The organism is Frondihabitans sp. PhB161 (assembly GCF_003814635.1).
In the GTDB taxonomy this organism is placed as follows: domain Bacteria; phylum Actinomycetota; class Actinomycetes; order Actinomycetales; family Microbacteriaceae; genus Frondihabitans.
Genome location: NZ_RKQW01000003.1, coordinates 437,370 through 456,598, shown reverse-complemented (window position 1 = coordinate 456,598; position 19,229 = coordinate 437,370). Strand labels below are relative to the sequence as shown.

Annotated in this window: 18 protein-coding genes; 15 read left to right on the top strand and 3 right to left on the bottom strand. The window is 65.9% G+C overall.

Annotated elements, in window-relative coordinates; translation table 11 throughout:
* The first annotated feature begins 96 nt into the window (after window positions 1-96).
* The 12 genes from EDF39_RS17800 to EDF39_RS14040 all read left to right on the top strand — a co-directional run bounded on the left by EDF39_RS17800 (window position 97) and on the right by EDF39_RS14040 (window position 11,720).
* Window positions 97-222 carry a hypothetical protein gene (locus EDF39_RS17800; protein WP_255410129.1) on the top strand — a complete coding sequence of 42 codons (126 nt, stop codon included), beginning with the start codon at window positions 97-99 and terminating at the stop codon, window positions 220-222.
* 969 nt (window positions 223-1,191) lie between these two features.
* Window positions 1,192-2,394 (top strand): hypothetical protein, encoded by a 1,203-nt coding sequence (locus tag EDF39_RS14090; RefSeq protein ID WP_123944022.1) that lies wholly within the window; start codon window positions 1,192-1,194, stop codon window positions 2,392-2,394.
* Between the two features lie 33 nt (window positions 2,395-2,427).
* A complete protein-coding gene (locus EDF39_RS14085) occupies window positions 2,428-3,474 on the top strand; it encodes a phage portal protein (RefSeq protein WP_123944020.1) in 1,047 nt (348 codons plus the stop codon).
* 5 nt (window positions 3,475-3,479) lie between these two features.
* Window positions 3,480-5,096, top strand: coding sequence for a hypothetical protein (locus EDF39_RS17840; RefSeq protein WP_123944018.1), 1,617 nt, complete (start codon window positions 3,480-3,482; stop codon window positions 5,094-5,096).
* A 32-nt stretch (window positions 5,097-5,128) separates the two neighbouring features.
* Complete coding sequence (locus tag EDF39_RS14075; RefSeq protein ID WP_123944016.1) at window positions 5,129-5,773, top strand: hypothetical protein; 645 nt, start codon at window positions 5,129-5,131, stop codon at window positions 5,771-5,773.
* Complete coding sequence (locus tag EDF39_RS14070; protein ID WP_123944014.1) at window positions 5,763-6,167, top strand: hypothetical protein; 405 nt, start codon at window positions 5,763-5,765, stop codon at window positions 6,165-6,167. Before EDF39_RS14075 ends, EDF39_RS14070 begins: the two co-directional genes overlap by 11 nt.
* Window positions 6,164-6,577: a hypothetical protein gene (locus EDF39_RS14065; protein WP_123944011.1), complete on the top strand. Its 414-nt coding sequence runs from the start codon at window positions 6,164-6,166 to the stop codon at window positions 6,575-6,577. Before EDF39_RS14070 ends, EDF39_RS14065 begins: the two co-directional genes overlap by 4 nt.
* Before the next feature lie 2 nt (window positions 6,578-6,579).
* On the top strand, window positions 6,580-7,068 hold the full coding sequence (locus EDF39_RS14060) for a hypothetical protein (protein ID WP_123944009.1): 489 nt from the start codon (window positions 6,580-6,582) through the stop codon (window positions 7,066-7,068).
* A gap of 3 nt (window positions 7,069-7,071) precedes the next feature.
* The gene (locus EDF39_RS14055; RefSeq protein WP_123944007.1) at window positions 7,072-8,523 is read left to right on the top strand and encodes a hypothetical protein; all 1,452 of its coding nucleotides are present in this window, start codon (window positions 7,072-7,074) and stop codon (window positions 8,521-8,523) included.
* Complete coding sequence (locus tag EDF39_RS14050; RefSeq protein WP_123944005.1) at window positions 8,520-8,903, top strand: hypothetical protein; 384 nt, start codon at window positions 8,520-8,522, stop codon at window positions 8,901-8,903. The genes EDF39_RS14055 and EDF39_RS14050 overlap by 4 nt, the downstream gene beginning before the upstream one ends.
* The gene (locus EDF39_RS14045) at window positions 8,900-11,308 is read left to right on the top strand and encodes a hypothetical protein (RefSeq protein ID WP_123944003.1); all 2,409 of its coding nucleotides are present in this window, start codon (window positions 8,900-8,902) and stop codon (window positions 11,306-11,308) included. Before EDF39_RS14050 ends, EDF39_RS14045 begins: the two co-directional genes overlap by 4 nt.
* Before the next feature lie 10 nt (window positions 11,309-11,318).
* A complete protein-coding gene (locus EDF39_RS14040; protein ID WP_123944001.1) occupies window positions 11,319-11,720 on the top strand; it encodes a hypothetical protein in 402 nt (133 codons plus the stop codon).
* Here EDF39_RS14040 and EDF39_RS14035 read toward each other — a convergent pair.
* Window positions 11,717-11,896 carry a hypothetical protein gene (locus EDF39_RS14035; RefSeq protein ID WP_123943999.1) on the bottom strand — a complete coding sequence of 60 codons (180 nt, stop codon included), beginning with the start codon at window positions 11,894-11,896 and terminating at the stop codon, window positions 11,717-11,719. The two genes, EDF39_RS14040 and EDF39_RS14035, sit on opposite strands and share 4 nt — an antisense overlap.
* Window positions 11,893-12,279, bottom strand: coding sequence for a hypothetical protein (locus tag EDF39_RS14030; protein WP_123943996.1), 387 nt, complete (start codon window positions 12,277-12,279; stop codon window positions 11,893-11,895). Before EDF39_RS14030 ends, EDF39_RS14035 begins: the two co-directional genes overlap by 4 nt.
* Window positions 12,280-12,480: 201 nt before the next feature.
* Between EDF39_RS14030 and EDF39_RS14025 the strand changes: the two genes are divergently transcribed.
* On the top strand, window positions 12,481-12,657 hold the full coding sequence (locus EDF39_RS14025; protein WP_123943994.1) for an SPOR domain-containing protein: 177 nt from the start codon (window positions 12,481-12,483) through the stop codon (window positions 12,655-12,657).
* 118 nt (window positions 12,658-12,775) lie between these two features.
* Here the strand turns inward: EDF39_RS14025 and EDF39_RS14020 are convergent, their stop codons facing one another.
* Window positions 12,776-14,512 carry an NAD+ synthase gene (locus tag EDF39_RS14020; RefSeq protein WP_055958163.1) on the bottom strand — a complete coding sequence of 579 codons (1,737 nt, stop codon included), beginning with the start codon at window positions 14,510-14,512 and terminating at the stop codon, window positions 12,776-12,778.
* 48 nt (window positions 14,513-14,560) lie between these two features.
* Here EDF39_RS14020 and EDF39_RS14015 point away from each other — a divergent pair, with 48 nt between their 5' ends.
* Window positions 14,561-15,898: a glutamine synthetase family protein gene (locus EDF39_RS14015; protein WP_123943992.1), complete on the top strand. Its 1,338-nt coding sequence runs from the start codon at window positions 14,561-14,563 to the stop codon at window positions 15,896-15,898.
* A 50-nt stretch (window positions 15,899-15,948) separates the two neighbouring features.
* On the top strand, window positions 15,949-18,945 hold the full coding sequence (locus EDF39_RS14010) for a bifunctional [glutamine synthetase] adenylyltransferase/[glutamine synthetase]-adenylyl-L-tyrosine phosphorylase (protein WP_123943989.1): 2,997 nt from the start codon (window positions 15,949-15,951) through the stop codon (window positions 18,943-18,945).
* The last annotated feature ends 284 nt before the right edge of the window (window positions 18,946-19,229 follow it).

The following is a 19,229-nucleotide window of genomic DNA, read 5'->3' as shown; positions in this document are numbered from 1 at the left end:
AATCTCGTTCACTCCCCCTCAGAAACGGCAGCGGTGTCGGAGGCTCCGGCTAGGGTTCAGCACACCTAACCGCCGGGAGGCACCGTGTCAGACCAAATGATAATCAACGAGCTTCGCAACGTCGTTCGCGAGCTTGAGAAGCAAACGAAGGTCTTGAAAGAGATCGCCGGAAACCAGTCCAATATCGAGGCAGCCGTCTACAACTCGGCACCTTCCAACTAAGACCAAGCCTGAAGCAGGAGCGCCGCACCAGGCCCATCCCTCCGGGTGCGGCGCTCATTCCACTGACGACAGCCTGTGAGTTAGCTGGTAATCGCTGGGACAATTAGTGGGTGTCAGATCATCATCGCGGGGCCGAGTGGCAGAAGCTCATCTCAGTCATGCGCCCCAGGTACGCCGCGCAGATCCGGGCTGGCGTCGCCGTGTGCGTGGACTGCGGCCGGCCCATTACGACCGGGCAGGTGTTCGACGTAGGGCACCGAGTCAGCGTGAGCAAGGCCAAGGCCGAAGGGTGGACACGACCAATGATGGACGCACCCGAGAACCTGGGGCCCAGCCACAGGGCGTGCAACCGATCGGCGGGCGGCAAGATGGGCGCGGCCAAGCAAGCCAAGGCCAAGGCGGACGATACCCGGTGGCTCCCGTGGTGACTCATGCATAAGAAGCAGGTGGACTTCCGACGCACCGCTACCGAGTGGTGGGTGCAGTGCGTCCACTGTGGCGAGTGCAGGCCGGGGCAGCCTTTCCCCACCGACCCGTGGGCCTGGATGACCTGGAACGACGAGCACCCTTGCATGATCGCCAACGGTTACTACTCCGAGGCCGACCGCCTCGCTCATAGGAAGTGGGCGGCTGATGGCTGCTGATATGTCAGGTTTTGAGAAGTCGTCCGAGTCCCCGTCCATGGACTCCAAGGCATATGTATCCGGTCCTTGGGAAGATGTTCGAGACTCGGGCATATCCCCTCTCAATCAGTCGGAACTCAGTTCCGATCTGGCGAAGCGAGAGGAGTTCATTTCTGGCGCTCGCCTCATGGGGTTGGTCGGTCGCGCGCGAGAGCTCAAGCCGCAGCAACTCCGTCTTGCGGACGTGTGCGCAGTGGGCCAGCAGTTCGTCGGCGTGCTTTTGCCCCGTCGATCCGCCAAGACGACTTCGCTGTTTGCGCTCGCGCTGGGCCGTTGCGCTGAGCGAATGGATTACGCCGTCGCTTACACGGCGTGCACGTCGGGCGGCAAGGCTCGCGACCGCTTCCGCAAGGACATCGTGCCCGTACTCGAGAAGGTCTACCCGGACCCCGACTCGCGCCCGTTCAAGATCCGCAAGGCCGGCGGCTCGGAGCGCATCGAGTTCGACAACGGCTCCATCTTCCAGGTGCTGCCTCCGATGGGAGAGTCCTACCGCGGCGACAGCTTTGACCTCGTGATCCTGGACGAGGCCGGCGAGGCCACCGCCGCTATGACCGAAGACCTCCTCGGCGCGATCTTGCCGACGACTGACACGCGCGAAGATGCGCAGATCATCGTGGCTGGGACGGCCGCACCGTTCCGCGACGGCAACCTCCTCTGGGACACCCTCAAGGACGGTCGCGACGGCAAGGCCAGCACGGCCATCATCGAGTACGCCGCGCCCGACTCGACAAACATGGACGACCTGGAGGACTGGGATCTGGTTGTCCCGCTCGTGCTCGCGGCACACCCCGGCATCGGCACGCTGACGACGCTCGAGAAGATGCAGGCGAACTACGAGAAGATCACGCCGGCGCAGTTCGCGGCTGAGTACCTGTCCATCTTCGGCAACTCCGGCGCGGCCACGGGCCTCATAAACTCGCAGCTTTGGACGCTGGCGGGCGACGACGGCGCTCTTCCCAGCGTGCCCGACACGTTCGGCCTCGCGATGTCGGTGCACCCGGACGGGCTCGGGGCGTCCCTCGCCGCTGCATGGCGCGTGGACGGTGTGGCGCACGTCGGCCTCCTTTGGCACTCGACGCGCCCCGCGGGTCTCGTGGCGCGGGCGCTGGCCGTCGCCCGGGAGCACAGGGTCGCGATTGTGCACGACGGGCAGGCGAGCGCGACCACGGTTGAGGCTGACATTCTCGCCCGAGAGCGCCCGCGCCCGCGCATGGCTCCGCAGCTCTGGGGTCCGGTCTCGACCGCCGCCAGCCTGTTCGTCAAGGAGCTCGACGCGATGAACATGCGGCATTATTCGCAGCCCGCCTTCGACGAGGCCGTGCGAGTCGCGGTCAAGCGGGGAACGGCCACGTCGAACAAATGGGGCTTCGGGCGACCGCGCAAGGATCCCAGCGCGGACATCACGCCACTTGAGGCCGCAGCCCTCGCGCTCTACTACTACGACGAGGCCAAGCCGCGCCCGAAGCTCAAGCCGAGCTTCGGCTGATGGTTAGCTGGGAATCAGCCGTAAGCTACATGTATGGGATTCCTTGACCGGCTCGGATTGAGCAAGCGCCGCATGACGGCACTCTCGTCTCCGGTCAACATCCTGTCGCCCTACGCGGATTCCTCACAGCTCGGCTCGATCGTCGTCGCTGAAGTGTTCGGGGTGGACGGCGTGGACCTTCCGCTGAGCCGGTCAGCCGCGATGCAGGTTCCCGCCGTCGTCCGCGCTCAAGGCCTCCTGACTAGCTCAGTCGCCCGCTTCCCACTCCGCGCCCTCGACGAGCTCGGCCTGGTGAAAGATCAGCCGTCGTGGCTCTACCGGACCAACGGTGCCGTGAGTCCCTACGACCGGCTCTGTTTCACCGTGGACGACCTCATCTTCTTTGGCAACGCCGTCTGGCTCACCACCCGCGGCGCAGACGGCAGGATCCTCGAAGCCGAGTACTGCCCCCGTGACCTCTGGTCCGCCAAAGACGGTCAGATCTACCTCAGCGGGCGCAAGGAACCTCTCGAGGACACCGAGTGCATCGTCTTCGACCCAATCTTTCCGGGCCTCCTCAATGTCGGCGCCAAGAACCTCCGAGGCGCGCAGGACGTAGAGCGCGCGTGGCACCGCCAGGCTCGCAACCCGATCCCGCTCATCCTCCTTCAGGTCACCGACGACTCGAACCTCACGCAGGACGAGGTAGACGAGTACGTCAAGCAGTGGTCGAGCGCTCGCAATAACGAGAACGGCGCAGTCGGCTTCCTGCCTCAGGGCATCGACATGAAGGTCTTCGGCCAGTCCGATCCCGAGCTCATGACGACCGGTCGGAACGCGACCAAGGCCGATGTCTCTTCGTACCTTGGAATCCCCGCGACCATGATCGACGGCTCCCTCACGCAGGCCTCGCTCACCTACACGACGACCGAGGGCAACCGAAACCTCTTCTACGAGTTCGCGCTCCCGCAGTGGACCGGCCCGATTGAAGCGCGGCTCAGCCAGGACGACGTGGTGCCCCGCGGCACCCGCGTGCGCTTCGACAAGTACGAGCAATACACCCTCGACCCCGCGCCCACCGGCGCCCCTATGGAGGACTAAACCTCATGACCAACATCGAGATCTACGCGGGCACACTGACCGCCAACCGGGAAGAGCGAGTCGTCTCCGGCCTCCTCCTGCCCTTCGGTGAGCAGGGCCAGACCAACCTTGGCCGCCTCACCATCGACCGTGGGGTACTCAAGCTCCCCGAGGACTACAGCGTCCTCAACGCCAACCTCGACCACGACCACTCGAAGCCCGTCGCATCGACCTTGACGCTCACCGAGACCGAGCACGGCGTCTACGGATCCTGGCGAGTCGCCAAGGGTGCCGAAGGCGACGAGCTCCTCGCAGCTAAGGCCGGCGACCCGAACGCGCGTCGCAACCTCTCGGTCGAGGCCGCCATTCAGATCAAGAACGGCCGGGCCATCGGCGGCCACATCCACGGCGCCGCGTTCGTCAAGGAGGGCGCGTTCCCGTCCGCGACCCTGCTCGCCGCCCTCGCGCCCGACACCGAAGAGCTCCCTCCGGCCGAGGTCGACCCTGAGGTCAAGCCCACCGACGTCAAGACGCAGCACGACGGCTCTGTGGCCATCGCCACCGATGTGCTCCCGCTCCGCATCGACGTGACCACCGCCGACCAGGCCGGGAACGCCACCGTCACCCCCTACACGACCAGCACCAAGCCCCCCACCACACCGAAGGAGACCACGCCCGTGGCCACTGCAACCGCTCCCGCCACGCTTCAGGCGTCGGTAGTCCCCACCAAAGCAACCAGCGTCTTCGAAGCCCTCAGAGCTGCTCGCAAGGGTGACGACACGCTCCTCGCCGCTCTGGCAGACATCAAGACCTCGGGTGCCGGCGCGCTGCCGGGTGCCGGGGTCGTTCAGCCCGCGTGGCTGGGCGAGATCTGGACCGAGAAGACCTACGAGCGCAAGTTCTGGTCACTCGTGAAAAACGGCAACCTCACCAACATGGACGAGAAGGGCTTCGTCCTCGATGCGGCCGAGCCGCTCGTGCAACCCTATTCCGGCAACAAGGCCAGCGTGCCGACCGGAACGGGCACCACCTCGCTCGTGTCCAGCGAGTTCCAGCGCTGGGCCGTTGCCGTCGACATCGCTCGCGAGTTCTTCGACATCCCCGGCAACAACGAGGTCATCGATGCGTTCCTCAAGCGCTTCTTCTCCGACTACGCCAAGGTCACCGACAAGTGGGCACTGCAGAAGTTCTACGCCGCAGCCGGCACCGCCGTCCCGGTCGCCTCGGGCCAGCACGTCGAGTACAACGACAGCATCACCAAGCTCATCACGGCAGTCGACTCGCTCGACGACACCGATGTCGAGCCCTCGTTCGTTATCGTCGCTCCGGACGTGTTCAAGGAGCTCCGCTTCACGCCCAAGGACAAGGTGCCCGAGTACATCACGTTCTCGGCCAACCGCCAGGACGGCACCGCCGACGGCGTGCAGGTGCTCCGCGACAAGTTCGGTGTCCTGGGTGCCGGTGAGGTGCTCGTCGGAGCGCACGACGCCGCCCACCTGAACGAGCTGCCCGGTGCCTCGCCCCTCACGGTGGACGCCATCGACATCGCTCGAGGCGGCATCGACAAGGCCGTCCACGGCTACAGCCAGAGCCTCATCGAGTACGCCGACGGCTTCCAGCTGTTCGGCAACGCCGCAGCGTAACCCGAGACCGATCAGAAGAAGGAGGTGAGGTCATGACCAGCTACCGCGTCGGAGACATCCCCACGGAAGACATCGTCCTGGAGCCGGTCGACAGCGAGGGTGACCCGCTCGACCTCACCTCCTTCACAACGGCTACCGCAGTCCTGCGGAATCGCTACAGCGGGGGAGTCGTCGGCGGCGACTTCTTCCAATGCGAGTTGCTCGACGATGAGGTGCGCGTTCGTTGGCCTGAGACCGCGATCGCCAACGACCCCGGCGTGCTCGACGTTCTGGTCACGCTCACGGGCCCCGGAGCTCGCCTCCGGCTCGCGCCGCATCCGATTGTCGTCGAGACGGAGTACCCGGTCACCTGGGAACACACTCTCGAGACGGCGCGGATCGGCTGGAAGGGCTCGAACGGCATCGAGGACGCAGACCTCTACGAGCTCCTAAAGGTCTCTCTCCAGCAGGTGCTCGACTACGCGCCGGCAACCTTCGCGCAGACAGAGGCCTACAGCCTCTCGCTCAAGCGGGCCCAACTCATGCAGGCCCGAAACATCTGGAATGCCGTCACGGCGAGCGCCGAGAGCCAGCAGGGCCAGGGAGACTTCGCCGTTTCCGTCACCGTGTGGCCGAGCCTTTCCGGCGCCGCCAAGAACCTCGTTCGACCCAAGAGAGGTGTCCCCGTTGTCGGCTGACGTTGACCTCCGCAAGTTCGTTATCGACTCACTCAAGCCGCTCGTCCCGGCTAAGTGGGATTGGTACGACTACACGGCTGCATTCGAGCAACTACCGCGCACGACCGTGCGCCTCACGCTTCAGAGCATCGAGAAGATGCCCGAGGCCCCGAACAGCAAGCGCCTCGTGACCTACACGATGACCATCGTGGATCCGTCCGACAATCCGAGCAGCCGAGAAGGCTCGTTGGATGACGCTCTCGTGCTCCTTCTCGCGGCTATTGACGACACGCGTGACTTCAAGTGGAGCCGGGCAACCCAGGTGAACGCCGATAACGCCTACCTCGCCTACGACATCGACATTTCCATCCCCGTTACGCGCGTCAAGACCGACGCCAAAGGAGCCCGACCATGACCACCATCGCCGTATCACCGTTCCTGCTCAAAGACGTTGACCTCAAAGTCGGCACCGACAACTACGAGGCTCACGTCTCGTCGGTCGAGTTCGTGCCCACGGCGTCCACGGTCACCTGGAAGGGCCTTACTCCTTCGAGCGTCTTCTCGTCGATCGGTTCGGCCACATGGGTCTGCAACCTGTCCTACGCCCAGGACTGGGATACCCCGGCCAGCCTCTCGAACTACCTACTCGACCACGAGGGCGAGACGGTCGCCGTCCACTTCGAGCCCGAGGTCGGCGGCGTCGGCTTCGACGCTCAGATCATCATCACGCCCGGCTCCATCGGTGGCGCTATCGACTCGACAGGGGTTGGCACCGTGTCGCTCGGTGTGCGCGGTCGCCCCCGCAAGACGACCACCCAGGCTTAGCCGTGGCGGGGCTCAGGATCAGCCTGCACGGCTCGAAAGAGCTGCAAGCGGTTGTCCTGCGCCTCAAGACCGTGGACCGGGAAATCGCCACTCAGATCAACAAGGCGACGCGCGCAATGGCGGAGCCGGTCTGGAAAGAGGCGGTCCGGGCCAGCGTCACCAACCGCATGGAGACGCGCGTGCTGTCAGACACCGCGCGCGTCTCCGTTAGCCGGGGCAACGTGACCTTGAAGTCCGCGACCATCGGCAAGTCCCTGGCGGGTGGCACCAAGCCCTACGAGATCGCACACGCGGTCGAGTTCGGCGCCGATCGCGAGAGCTCCCGTCAGACACTCACGTCGAAGAAGCGTCACACCAAACGCCAGTTCCGTCCGCGCAACCGAAAGGGCTACGTGGTCTACCCGGCCGCAGCCGAAGTAATTCCCCGCATCGCGTCCCTCTGGGCGCAAACCGTCGTCCGAACGCTTCACGAAGTCATCGAAGGGAAATAGATCATGCCCAAGGGCTTCACCATCGGCGTTGCATCCGACACCCGCGACTTCTCGCGCGGCATCAAGAGCGGGGTCATCGAGCCGCTCGACGGCGTTGCCGACGTTCTCGAGGACATGGCCAAGGCCGGGGACAAAGCGGGCGATGACCTCGAACGCTCGATGCGGGACCAGCAGCGCTCCACCGAGGATCTGCGCGGCGACTACCAGAAGCTGAACCGAGAGATCGAGGACGGCTCGTCGCGCAGCTCGCGTGCTGTCTCCGAGAACACCACGCACGCCGCTCGCGAGTCCTCCGAGGGGCTGGACGAGATTGGCGAGTCGGGTCGGTCGAACGCCATCGAGGTTGCGGCCAGCTTCGACGGATCGGCCTCCTCGATCGCAGATGGCTTTCAGGGTCTCGCCGCCGAGATGTTCGCCGGCTTCGGTCCGGCTGGTGTGCTCGCGGGTGTTGCCGTCGCGTCCGGCATGGGCCTCATCTCGTCGGCCCTGGAGAAGGACAAAGAGCGCGCCGCCGAGCTCAAGCAAGCCGCCTCTGACCTTGCTGGCGAATTCATCGAGACCGGCAAGGTCGGAGAGGTGTCGGTCAACTACATTGCCGACGCCATGCGGGCCCTCGCGACCGAGACCGAGGATGGCAAAGACAACCTGACTTCCCTCCGTCGAGAGGCGAAGGCGGCCGGCGTCGACGTGAAGGACTATCAACTCGCGAACGCCGGCTCCGCGAAGGCCACCAAGTCCGCCTTGAAGGAGGCCCGCGAAGAGCTCGGCCGCCTTTCCAAGCAGATTGCCGAGAACGGCGGCACCTACACCAAGGCCGAGAACAAACGGCAGGGCGAGCTGGGCAAGACCATCGGCAAGCTCCTCGAGGTGCAGAAGACCCAGAAGGACGCGGCCACCGCGGCGAAGGACTACTACTCGTCCGGCGCCGACGACCTCGCGACCGCAGGCGAGGCCTCGCAGGCCTACGCCGACTCCGTGCAGGGTGCTCTCACCTCCGCCGGGTCGGACGTAGAGAAGTACGTCAAAGACGGCAAGTTCAACCTGACGGCCTACCAAAAGGCGATGGAGGAGAACGCTCGCGCGGTCCTCGACTACCAGAAGAACATGGCCACCGCGCAAGGCGACCTTGCAAAGGCCGGCCACGACAAGGCCATCCAATACCTCGAGAACCTCGGCCCCGACGCGGCCCCGCTTATCGCCGCATTCATCAAGGCACCCGAGAAGCAGAAAGACCAGCTCGCGGCCACTTGGGACACCCTAGGCGCCGCCGCATCGTCCTCTTTCAACACCAAGCTGCAGTCGGACTTCGACGCAAACGTGGCGACGCAGAAGGTCAAGCTCGTGGCCGATAATTCCGAGCTCGCCGCCCATCTCCGCGCCCTCGAACGAAACCCGCCCCGCCTCCCTGTCTCGCTCATCCCGACCACGGTCGGTTCAGGAGTCCGCGTCAAATGACCACCATCACGCCACTGACTGCCTCGATTGACGAAGCAACTGCCATCGCCCCCGACCTCGTAACAGGCTTCGAATCCACGCGCGACTCGCAGACGCTTTTTCACTCTGTCATCGGGCGCGCCTACCCCGACATCACTCTCCGGCCCGCCTCCCTCCGTCGCGGGACGCTGACCATGCTCTTTGCCTCCGGGGACGCCGAGTCGCTCTCGGCCACTGCCGAAGATCTGCACGCCGCGGCAGGACTCTTCGAGCTCACAGATCCCGACCGAGCGTCGGTCGCCATGACCTACGTCGTGAGTGGCGCTGTCGGCCGCGCGCTCGAGGACGAGACTCGCGATGCGTGGCTCCTCTCGGTCGACTTCCAGGAGGTCGCTTCATGACCATCAGTACCCACGACTACAGCGCCCAGCTCGTCTCGACCGTGCGGAGCATCGACGTGCCCGCCCACGATGTGCAGATGCCCGCCAGGACCGTCTACAGCCAGGACTTCGAGTCGTTCGCGGACACAGCATCGCCGGTCGACACACCCGACGCTTGGACCCTCACCGCCACCGACCTGCCCGGCGCGAAGGTGACGGCGTTCGGCTACGGCGCTGCAGCACACGCCGGCCGCGGCGCCATGGCCTACGACCTAGGCACCCGCGTCGCCTCAACCTCGACCACCCGGCAATACAACATCTCGCGATTCATCTACGACCTCACGCCCGGTCTTACCTACAGCGTGGGCGTCTGGATCCGCCCCAACTTCGCCGGCACGGTCTTCATGAGCGCGTACGGCTACTCGAATTCGGGCGGCGTCGCGGTCAAGAAGACCAGCACGCCCGGCACGATGATGCGCCTGGTGACGGAACGGTTCGTGCCAGCGAAGACGCAGGCCATCGTTTCCATGGGCTTCACTCTGGACTCACCGCAGACCGGGATCCTGGGCTACTTCGATGACGTCTCCGTGGTGGAAAACGCTTGGGTCGACCAGATCCCGGACCACTACGCCGACCCCGCCACGTACCCGCTCTCAATCGTCGATGGCAGCGTGCGCCTGGACGAGGGGGCCCAGCCCTACATGGGCATTGAGCTCACCGTCTCCCGCCCCAGCGCCGCCATCTACAACCAGATGAACCCGACGAACAGCCCCCGGGTGACCCTCACGGCCACCGAGACCAACATCGGCTTACCGGGCACGGTCCGCACGTTCAATGGCTTGGTGCGCTCCTCGCAGGTCAGCCACGTCGACGACACAGTGACGCTCAAGATCGCCTCGGACGATGTGACGCTCCAAGACGATCGGCTCATCGCAAACGCTGCAGACACGAGCAACTACGCTCGAGCGGGATCCGTGCGCTCGATCGTCGCCTACATGGTCAAGCACGCCTCCGGGCGCACCCTGGCAGCCGGCACGACCGACGCCGACTTCACCCCGATCTACAGCGTCACGAACCAGATCGAAAACCCGTCGTTCCTGAATAACCTCGCGAACACAACGACCTTCGGCACCATCGGTACCAACGGATCCTTGACGCAGAAGACGGACGGGGGAGCGCCCGGTGCGGGCAATGGCTACGCCCGGCTTGTCTACGGCACCGACGCGACCACGGCGGGCGGCATTCGCATCACCAAGACCGGCGTTACCGCTGGCCTCGCCTATTCAGCCGGCGTCTACGTTCGCACGAACAAATCGGGCGGCCAGCCGACCCGGATCCGCATTGCCTGGATTAGCTCGTCAGGCTCCGTCATCTCGTCAAACACGTTCAGCGCGCCCAACGTCAATGTCGTGTTCGCCTGGAACCGGCTCACCATCAGCGGCGCCGTAGCCCCCGCAGGTGCCGCAACGGTCTACGTCGACACCTGGGCCCCGAACGGCACCAACTGGGCCTCCGGGAACGTGCTCGACATCGATGGGGCAATGCTGGTCGAGGGTGACTACTTGCCCGAGTATTTCGACGGCAGCACGACCGCCACCGACACCTACGCCTACGGCTGGAACGGTACGTCAGGCGGCTCAACATCGAACCGGGCCGCGGCATACGAGCGCTCGACTGACTCGCTCGTATGGAACCCGGGGGAGTCGGCTTGGGAGTTCCTCGAGCCGATCCTCGACCAGGCGGGCCTTCGCCTCTTCTGCGACGAGAAGCGGGTCTGGCAGCTCGTGGACAACGACTTTAACCCGCCCGGACTCGTCACTATGGCCAGCGACTTCAACATCTACGGAGCGAACGACTCGATCGACCGATCGGCAACTGCCATCGACGGATCCCCGCTCTTTATCGACGCGGCCGTAGTCGAGTACTCGTGGCTGGACCGGAAGGGCAGCCCCCGAACCGCCTTCGACTCCTTCGCCCTGCCTGGTGCCACGTCGCCCTTCAAGTTCAGCGTCAACCGCCCGTACCCGGGGCCAGGCGCGGCGAAGTATGCAGTCACCCGCAACAACGGTCGCGGGCACGCCCTCGACCTGACTGCCCGCCAGGACTGGTCCGTCACCCCCTCGCAGCAAATCTCGACCACTCTGCCCAGCCAGTCCGCCATCGACGGGCCCGTAGGTACGCCGCTCTACCCGAGTGACGATCTCTTCCCGAGTGACGACCTTGTGCCCACGGGCGACATCACACCACCGTCGAACGACCTCCCGCAGGTCGGCTACGTGTCGGCCGTGCAGTGGTCGATCGGCGCGGACGACATGAGCGTCTTCACTCGCGGACTCATTCAAATACCCACAGCTTCTTGGGCCTACGAGGCCGCAGGACTCTCGTGGGACAGCCTCCCAGCCGGTTCGAGCTGGGCCAACGGATAGGACAAGTACCTTGGCAATCGGAGACAAAGCAGCGGCAGCCGGCCTCGCCGTCTACGCATCCACTCAGGACCGCAAGCTCGGCTACCAGAACGACAACCAGCGAGGCGACGACATCGCCGACGTGATGCAGGACGTGACCGCGCTCCAGAAGCGGATGCGGCTGGACGGCGGTTTCGTAAACGAGCAGACCAGCAACTCGGGCCGGATCCGAGTGGGCCACGGTCTCGGCGTCGTGCCCAAGGGCATTACCGTCACGACCGCCGCGAATGGCCAGTACCCCGAGGCGCAGCACGAGGTGATCGCCGAGCGCAACTCAGACAGCTTCATCGTCGTCTGCTACCGCAGCGACGTGAAGGACATTCCGCTCATCCAGAACCGGGGCGCGGCGTTCTACTGGACCGCCGTCGCCTAGGCGCCGGGGGAGTCAAGGCCGAGCCAGGTGTCGACCCACTCGGCGGTGGTGCGCCAGGTGCCGGCCTTGACTCGTTGCACGCCCCTGAGCTCCTGAGCGCGCAGTGCGTCGCGCACCGTCTCGACGTGGCAGCCTGCGTACTCGGCCGCGCCGGACGCGGACAGCCAGTCAGTCATTTCGAGGCCGCGGGTTTCGGCTGCATGGCTATGCGAGCAGTTCTCTCGCAACGGAAGACGCCCTGTCGCCAGGTCACCTGCATTCCGGTCCCACCGCTCGTGCCCGGCTTGAAGATAATGAATTTGACGAAGCCGGAAGGGACGACCCGGTTGAGGTCGCCGTCGGTCTCCACGATGCTCATATGCCCTTCGAGGGCTACTCGCACGCCATGGGCATCCGTGGGGAGCCGACTCGTGAGCAGCCAGGCGTCATTTTGAAAATGATCGAGGGTCCAAGGCTGGCTGAGGGCCTGCGTTCTACGATCCGCACGCCATCCGCGAATTGCCCCAAAAAGCCCGAGGGCTGCCCCAAGCCCACTGGTCGCATATCCCCACCACTCCATAGAGAGCACCCTACTGGCGTGCGGCCAGCCCCATCGAGTTGGTCGTCGATTAGCATCGGCAACGGGTGTCGTCTATCTCGCGAGGTTTAGTCCGCGAAAAGTCCGCGGAATATCTGCGAGCCACCTATACCCACCTACTACCCACTAGCCTCCGATCCCTTTGTTTCCGGGGTTATCAGCATTGGGCGTATGCTCGCAATCATGAGCGAAGAATTCTGGTTCAACACGAAGACGCATCAGGTCGAGGAGGGCATGGTTTCGCCCGCCGTCGACCGGGCCGGGCCCTACGCCACCCGCGAAGAGGCCCAGCACGCACTCGAGCGCATCAAGGCAAACAGCGACAAGTGGGCCGCCGAAGAGGCTGCCGGCGATCGCTGAGCTGAACATAGCGGTGGCCGCGCCCTCACAACGGGTAGAGGCCACCTGAAACGGACTAAGCGACGTGCCGCGGCACGTCGCTTAGTCCGTTTAGCGTTTGCTAAGGCCCGGGCGCCGCCTACAGCGACGTCGGGCGGTACGTGATCGGCAGTCGGCGGTCGCGCCCGAAGGCCATGCCCGAGATCTTCGGCCCGATCGCACCCTGGCGGCGCTTCCACTCCGACCGATCGACGAGCTTCGTCACCTCCGCAACGATGTCGGCGTCGTACCCGAGCGCGACGACGTCGGCCGCCCCGAGAGCCTTCGTGATGTAGGCGTCGAGGATACCGTCGAGGATCTCGTACGGCGGCAGCGTGTCTTCGTCGACCTGGCCCGGGCGGAGTTCGGCCGACGGCGGCTTCGTGATGGAGTTCTCAGGGATCGGGCCGCGCAAGCCCTGCGCCTCGGCATGCCGGTTGCGCCACTTCGCTAGCTCCCAGACCATCGTCTTCGGCACGTCTTTGATCGGGGCGAAGCCGCCGACCGAGTCTCCGTAGATGGTCGAGTAGCCGACCGAGAGTTCGGTCTTGTTGCCGGTCGTGAGAACGAGGTGCCCGTGGAGGTTCGAAAGACCCATCAGGATCAGCGCCCTCGCCCGGGCCTGCACGTTTTCGGCGGCGAGCCCGGTCAGTTTCAGCTGCCGCTCGAACGGGGCGACGAGATCGGCGATGGGTTCGGTGGAGTACTGCACCCCGATGCGCTCGGCGACGTCGTCGGCGTCGCTGCGGGAGTGGTCGGACGACCACTGCGACGGCATCGACACTCCGTAGACGCGATCGCCACCGATGGCGTCGGCCGCGATGGCCGCGCAGACGGCCGAGTCGATTCCGCCGGACAGGCCGAGGATCACCGACCTGAAGCCGTTCTTCTCGATGTAGTCGCGGGTGCCGACGACGAGGCCCTCCCACAGCTGCTGGAGGTCGTCGGGGAGCTCGGCGATGTCGGGCGCGACGGCGTCGAGCTGGCCGACGGGTCGCGTGTCGACGTCGACGCGGCGGATGCCGGCCGGCATGGTGCGGCCGGTCGACTGCTCGGGGTCGAGATCGACGACGAGCAGGTGTTCTTTCCACTGCGGCGCCCGGGCGAGGATCGCGCCCGAGCCGTCGACCACGACGCTGTCGCCGTCGAAGAGCAGGTCGTCTTGACCGCCGACGATGTTCACGTAGGCGACGACGGTGTCGTTCTCGGTGGCGCGGTGGGTCACGAGGGGGAGGCGCACCTCGTCTTTGTCGGCGATCCAGGGGCTCGCGTTGATCACGAGCAGGAGGCCGGCACCGGCCTCCATGACGCGCCCGACCGGGCCGCCGTCACGCCAGAGGTCTTCGCAGATGATGACGGCGACGTCGACGCCTTTGAGACGGACGACGAGCAGTTCGTCGCCGGGAATGAAGACGCGGTATTCGTCGAAGACGGAGTAGTTCGGCAGGTGGTACTTGGCGGTGGTCGTCACGACACGCCCGCCCTGCAACACACTGGCGCAGTTCTTGGCGATCGCCGTGGGGGCGTTCGACGTGTCGAGCAGTCGCGGTTCGAAGGGACCGTCAGGATGCCCGACGATGACGGCGAGGTCGCCGAGCCCCTCGGCCTGCAGCCGCTCTGCGAGCTGCTCGACCGCGTGCCTCGACGCTTTCAAGAAGCTGGGGCGCGACGCGAGGTCTTCGATCGGATAGCCGGTGAGACTCATCTCACCGCTGGCGACGAGGTCGGCTCCCGCTGCTCGGGCCGCGCGAGCGGCTTCGACGATCTGGTCTGCGTTGCCCGCGAGATCCCCCACGACGGGGTTGGTCTGAGCGAGCGCCAAGCGGAGTCGGGGCATAGCCACTAGCCTACTAATGGCTTCGAGCCGGCATCAGAAAGGGCCTGAATGGACAAGCAAACAGACTTCGTTCTTCGCACCATCGAAGAGCGGGGCATCAAGTTCATCCGACTCTGGTTCACCGACGTGATCGGCACCCTCAAATCGGTGGCCATCGCGCCCGCCGAGGTCGAGGGCGCCTTCGCCGAGGGCGTCGGCATCGACGGCTCGGCGATCGAGGGCCTCACCCGGTCGTTCGAGGCGGACGTGCTGGTGCACCCCGATCCCACCACCTTCCAGATCCTTCCCTGGCGCGGCACCCAAGACCCCACCGCCCGGATGTTCTGCGATATCGCGACGCCCGATGGCGCGCCGGGTGTGTCGGATCCTCGGAACGTGCTTAAGCGGACCCTGGCGCGCGCGGGCGACCGCGGCTTCACCTTCTACACGCACCCCGAGGTCGAGTTCTACCTGCTCAAGTCGTCGAAGATCGGCCCGGAGGGCCCCGTGCCCGTCGACACGGCCGGCTACTTCGACAACGTTCCGGGTGGCACCGCTCACGACTTCCGCCGACGCTCGGTGCGCATGCTCGAAGACCTCGGCATCTCGGTCGAGTTCAGCCACCACGAGGCCGGCCCCGGCCAGAACGAGATCGACCTTCGCTACGCCGATGCGCTGACGATGGCCGACAACATCATGACCTTCCGCACCGTGGTCAAAGAGGTCGCCATCGAGCAGGGCGTGTACGCCACGTTCATGCCGAAGCCGCTTCAGGGTCACCCGGGGTCGGGCATGCACACGCACCTCTCGCTGTTTGAGGGCGACGCGAACGCCTTCTACGAGGCGGGCGCCGAGTACCAGCTCTCGAAGATCGGCCGCCAGTTCATCGCCGGCTTGCTGAAGCACGCCCCCGAGATCACCGCCGTCACCAACCAGTTCGTCAACTCGTACAAACGCCTCTGGGGTGGCGACGAGGCGCCGAGCTTCGTCACCTGGGGCCACAACAACCGCTCCGCCCTGGTACGCGTGCCGCTCTACAAGCCCAACAAGGGTCAGTCGAGCCGGGTCGAATACCGCGCCATCGACTCCGCGGCCAATCCCTACCTCGCGTTCTCACTTCTGCTCGCCGCTGGCCTGAAGGGCATCGAGGAGGGCTATGAGCTCCCCGCCGAGGCCGAAGACAACGTCTGGAGCCTCACCGACGCCGAACGCCGTGCTCTCGGCTACAACCAGCTGCCGGCGAGCCTCGACCACGCTCTCTCGCTCATGGAAGACAGCGAGCTCGTGGCCGAGACTCTCGGCGAGCACGTCTTCAATTACGTGCTGAAGAACAAGCGCCAGGAGTGGAAAGACTACCGAGCGCAGGTCACGCCGTTCGAGCTGCGTTCAAACCTCGAGATGCTCTAGCCGAGCCGTCTTCACGGACGACGACACCGACAACGACGACGAGCCCCACCGTGCCCCGATCAGCCACCGCGCTCTCCGATCTGGCACGGCTGGGGTTCGCCGATCTCCGGGCGAGTCGCGATCGCCTCGACGAGTTGATCGACCGGGAGCCCCTGGTCGAGAGCTACGTCGCTGCGATCTCTCGGAGTGCAGACCCGGATCAGGCTCTCGTCCGCCTCGGTCGACTGATGGAGCGCGCCCCCGACGAGACACGGGTGTTTCTCGGAGCGGAGACCCTCCCGAGCCCCACGCGCGCCGACGAGCGTCCGGGCGATCGCCTCATGCTCGTGCTGGGTGCCTCCGAGGGTCTCGCCGACTTCCTGGTCCGGCGTCCGGCATCGCTCCGCGCGCTGCTCAGCAAGGTCTGGACCGTCCCGCATCAAGACGATTACGAGCGCGACTTGCTGTCCGCCGTCGGCGACCTCACCGGCGATGCCGCCCGCACGGCGGTGCGGGTCGCCTACCGCGAGTGCCTGGTCTCGCTCACGGCCTTCGACCTCACGCTCTACGACCCCGTGGCCGGGCTCGACGTGGTCGCGTCGGCTTTGGCCGACCTCGCGGGTGCCGCGCTCGAGGCAGCCCTCGACGTGGCCCGCCGAGAAGTCGCGTTCCCCGCCGACGAGGTCGCCCGAACGAGGCTCGCCATCCTCGCCATGGGCAAGACGGGCGCCCGCGAGCTGAACTACATCAGCGACGTCGACGTCGTCTTCGTCGCAGAAGGGGCGAATGGCCTCGAGTCCGCTCGCGCCGTCGAGATCGCGACCCGCCTCGCGATTCACACGACCCGGACGCTCTCCGACCTCGCCCCCGAGGAGCCCCTCTGGGAGGTCGACGCGAACCTGAGACCGGAAGGAAAGAACGGCGCCCTCGTTCGCACCCTGTCGTCGCATCTCGCCTACTACGAGCGCTGGGCGAAGGGATGGGAGTTCCAGGCACTCCTGAAGGCCCGGCCCATCGCTGGCGACCGCGAACTCGGCTCGGAGTACGTCGAGAAGCTCGCGCCCCTCGTGTGGTCGATCGCGTCGACCGAGAACTTCGTCGAGTCGACCCAGCGCATGCGAGAGCGAGTCACAGCGCACATCCCGGCCGCGGAGGTGGATCAGCAGCTGAAGCTCGGCCCCGGGGGCTTGCGCGACATCGAGTTCACCATCCAGCTGCTGCAACTCGTGCACGGTCAGAACGACCCGTCGATCCGACAGCGCTCGACCCTGGGAGCGCTGGGTGCCCTTGCGGCAGAGGGCTACGTCGGACGGGCCGAGGCGGCCGAATTCAACCGCGACTACCGCGAACTCCGCCTGCTCGAGCACCGCATTCAGCTCTCGCGAATGCGACGGACGCACCTGATGCCGACCGACGAGGAGGCCCTCCGCGTTCTCGCCCGGGCCACGGGGTTGGCGACCAGCGCGGCTGGGCTCGTCGAGCACTGGCACGCCATCAAGAGGAGGGTCCGCAGCCTGCACGAGCGGCTGTTCTACCGCCCTCTCCTCTCGGCTGTGGCTCGCCGCCCCGATGCCGAGCTGGCGCTCACGACGACGTCGGCCATAGCTCGACTCCAGGCGATCGGCTTCCGCGACCCCAAGGGGGCACTGGGTCACATCGCGGCGATGAGTGCGGGGGTCTCTCGCCGCGCCAGCATCCAGCGGCACCTGCTGCCGGCAATGATGCAGTGGTTCGCCGAGGGCACCGATCCGGATCTGGGCCTGCTGGCGTTCCGCCGCCTGAGCGACAGACTGGGCGAGAGCTACTGGTTCCTCCGCATGCTCCGCGACTCGTCGGGCGCCGCAAAGAGACTCACCACGGTCTTGTCGTCGTCGCGCTTTGCGGGCGATCTGCTCGAGCGCATCCCCGAGGCCGCGTCCTGGCTCGAAGACGACGCCGATCTGCATCCCCGGGCCCTGCCGACGTTGCTCGACGAGGCGATGGCGACGGTGGCGCGTCACGACACCTCGCTCCAGGCAGCCACCGTCCTCCGGACCGCCCGTCGCCGCGAGATCCTCCGTCTCGCGCTCGGGGCGATCGTGGGTGTCATCACGGTCGAACAGCTCGGCAAGGGCCTGTCCGACATCATGTCGGCGGCCATCTCGGGTGCACTTGCCCTCGCCCGACGCGACGATCGACTCCGACACGGGGGAGACGACCTCGAGTTCGCCGTCATCGCGCTCGGGAGGTACGGCGGAGAAGAGCTGGGGTTCGGCTCCGACGCCGACGTGCTCTACGTCTTCCGATCCGATCCCGGCACCCCCTCGGCGCAGCAGCGGGCGTCGCAGATCGTCGCCGATCTCAAGAGGTTCACCGACGACCCTCTCGTGCCCCTCGACCTCGACGCCGATCTCCGCCCCGAGGGCAAGAACGGCCCCGTCGCCCGATCGCTCGACAGCTATGCCGCCTACTACGCCCGCTGGGCTCTGACCTGGGAGGCCCAGGCCCTTCTGCGCGCCCGATCGGTCGCGGGCGACGCCGACCTGCGCGTCGCCTTCGAGGCCCTCGCCGACACGGTCCGGTACCCCCAATCGCTGTCTGAGCAGGATGTCCGCGAGGTCAAACGGTTGAAGGCCCGGGTCGAATCGGAGCGCCTGCCGAAGGGCGCCGACCCGACCAGGCACCTGAAGCTCGGTCGTGGGTCTCTCAGCGACGTGGAATGGTTCGTGCAGCTGATCCAGCTGCAGCACGCAGGCTCCGTCGAGGCGCTGCGTACGACCTCGACGCTCCGCGCTCTGCAGGCTGCTGTCGACACCGGTTTCGTCGCCGAGTCCGACGCCGAGCGCCTCCGGGAGGCCTGGCTGATCGCCTCCCGGGCCCGATCCGCCGTCATGCTCTGGACTTCCCGCACCAGCGACCTGCTGCCCTCCGACCGTCGGCAGCTCGAGGCCGTCGCCCGACTGCTCGAGTATCCCGCGGGCTCGGCATCCGACCTCGAAGAAGACTATTTGGCGGTCACGCGTCGGTCGCGTCAGGTGTTCGAGGCGGGTTTCTACGGCATCGAGAAGTCGCCTCGACCAACGAGCTGACGCGCTCCTCCGAGCTCGACACGCCCGAGATGCACTCTGCGTGAGGATTGCTCTCACCGGGTTAACCCGTACCCCGAAATCACCCCTTGTACCCCGAACAAGATGACGAGGAGGTTACGCACGTGAGTCGCCCGATCACCCGGTGGTGAGAGGCCCGAAATGCAACCGCAATAGTGGGCCACTCAGAAAGACCCCTCGGAACACACCCGGATCCTTGGCTCTGATCAGCACTTTTATCGCACCCAAGGATCCGCCCTCCCGCGATCCGCTCGACCCCGCGGTAG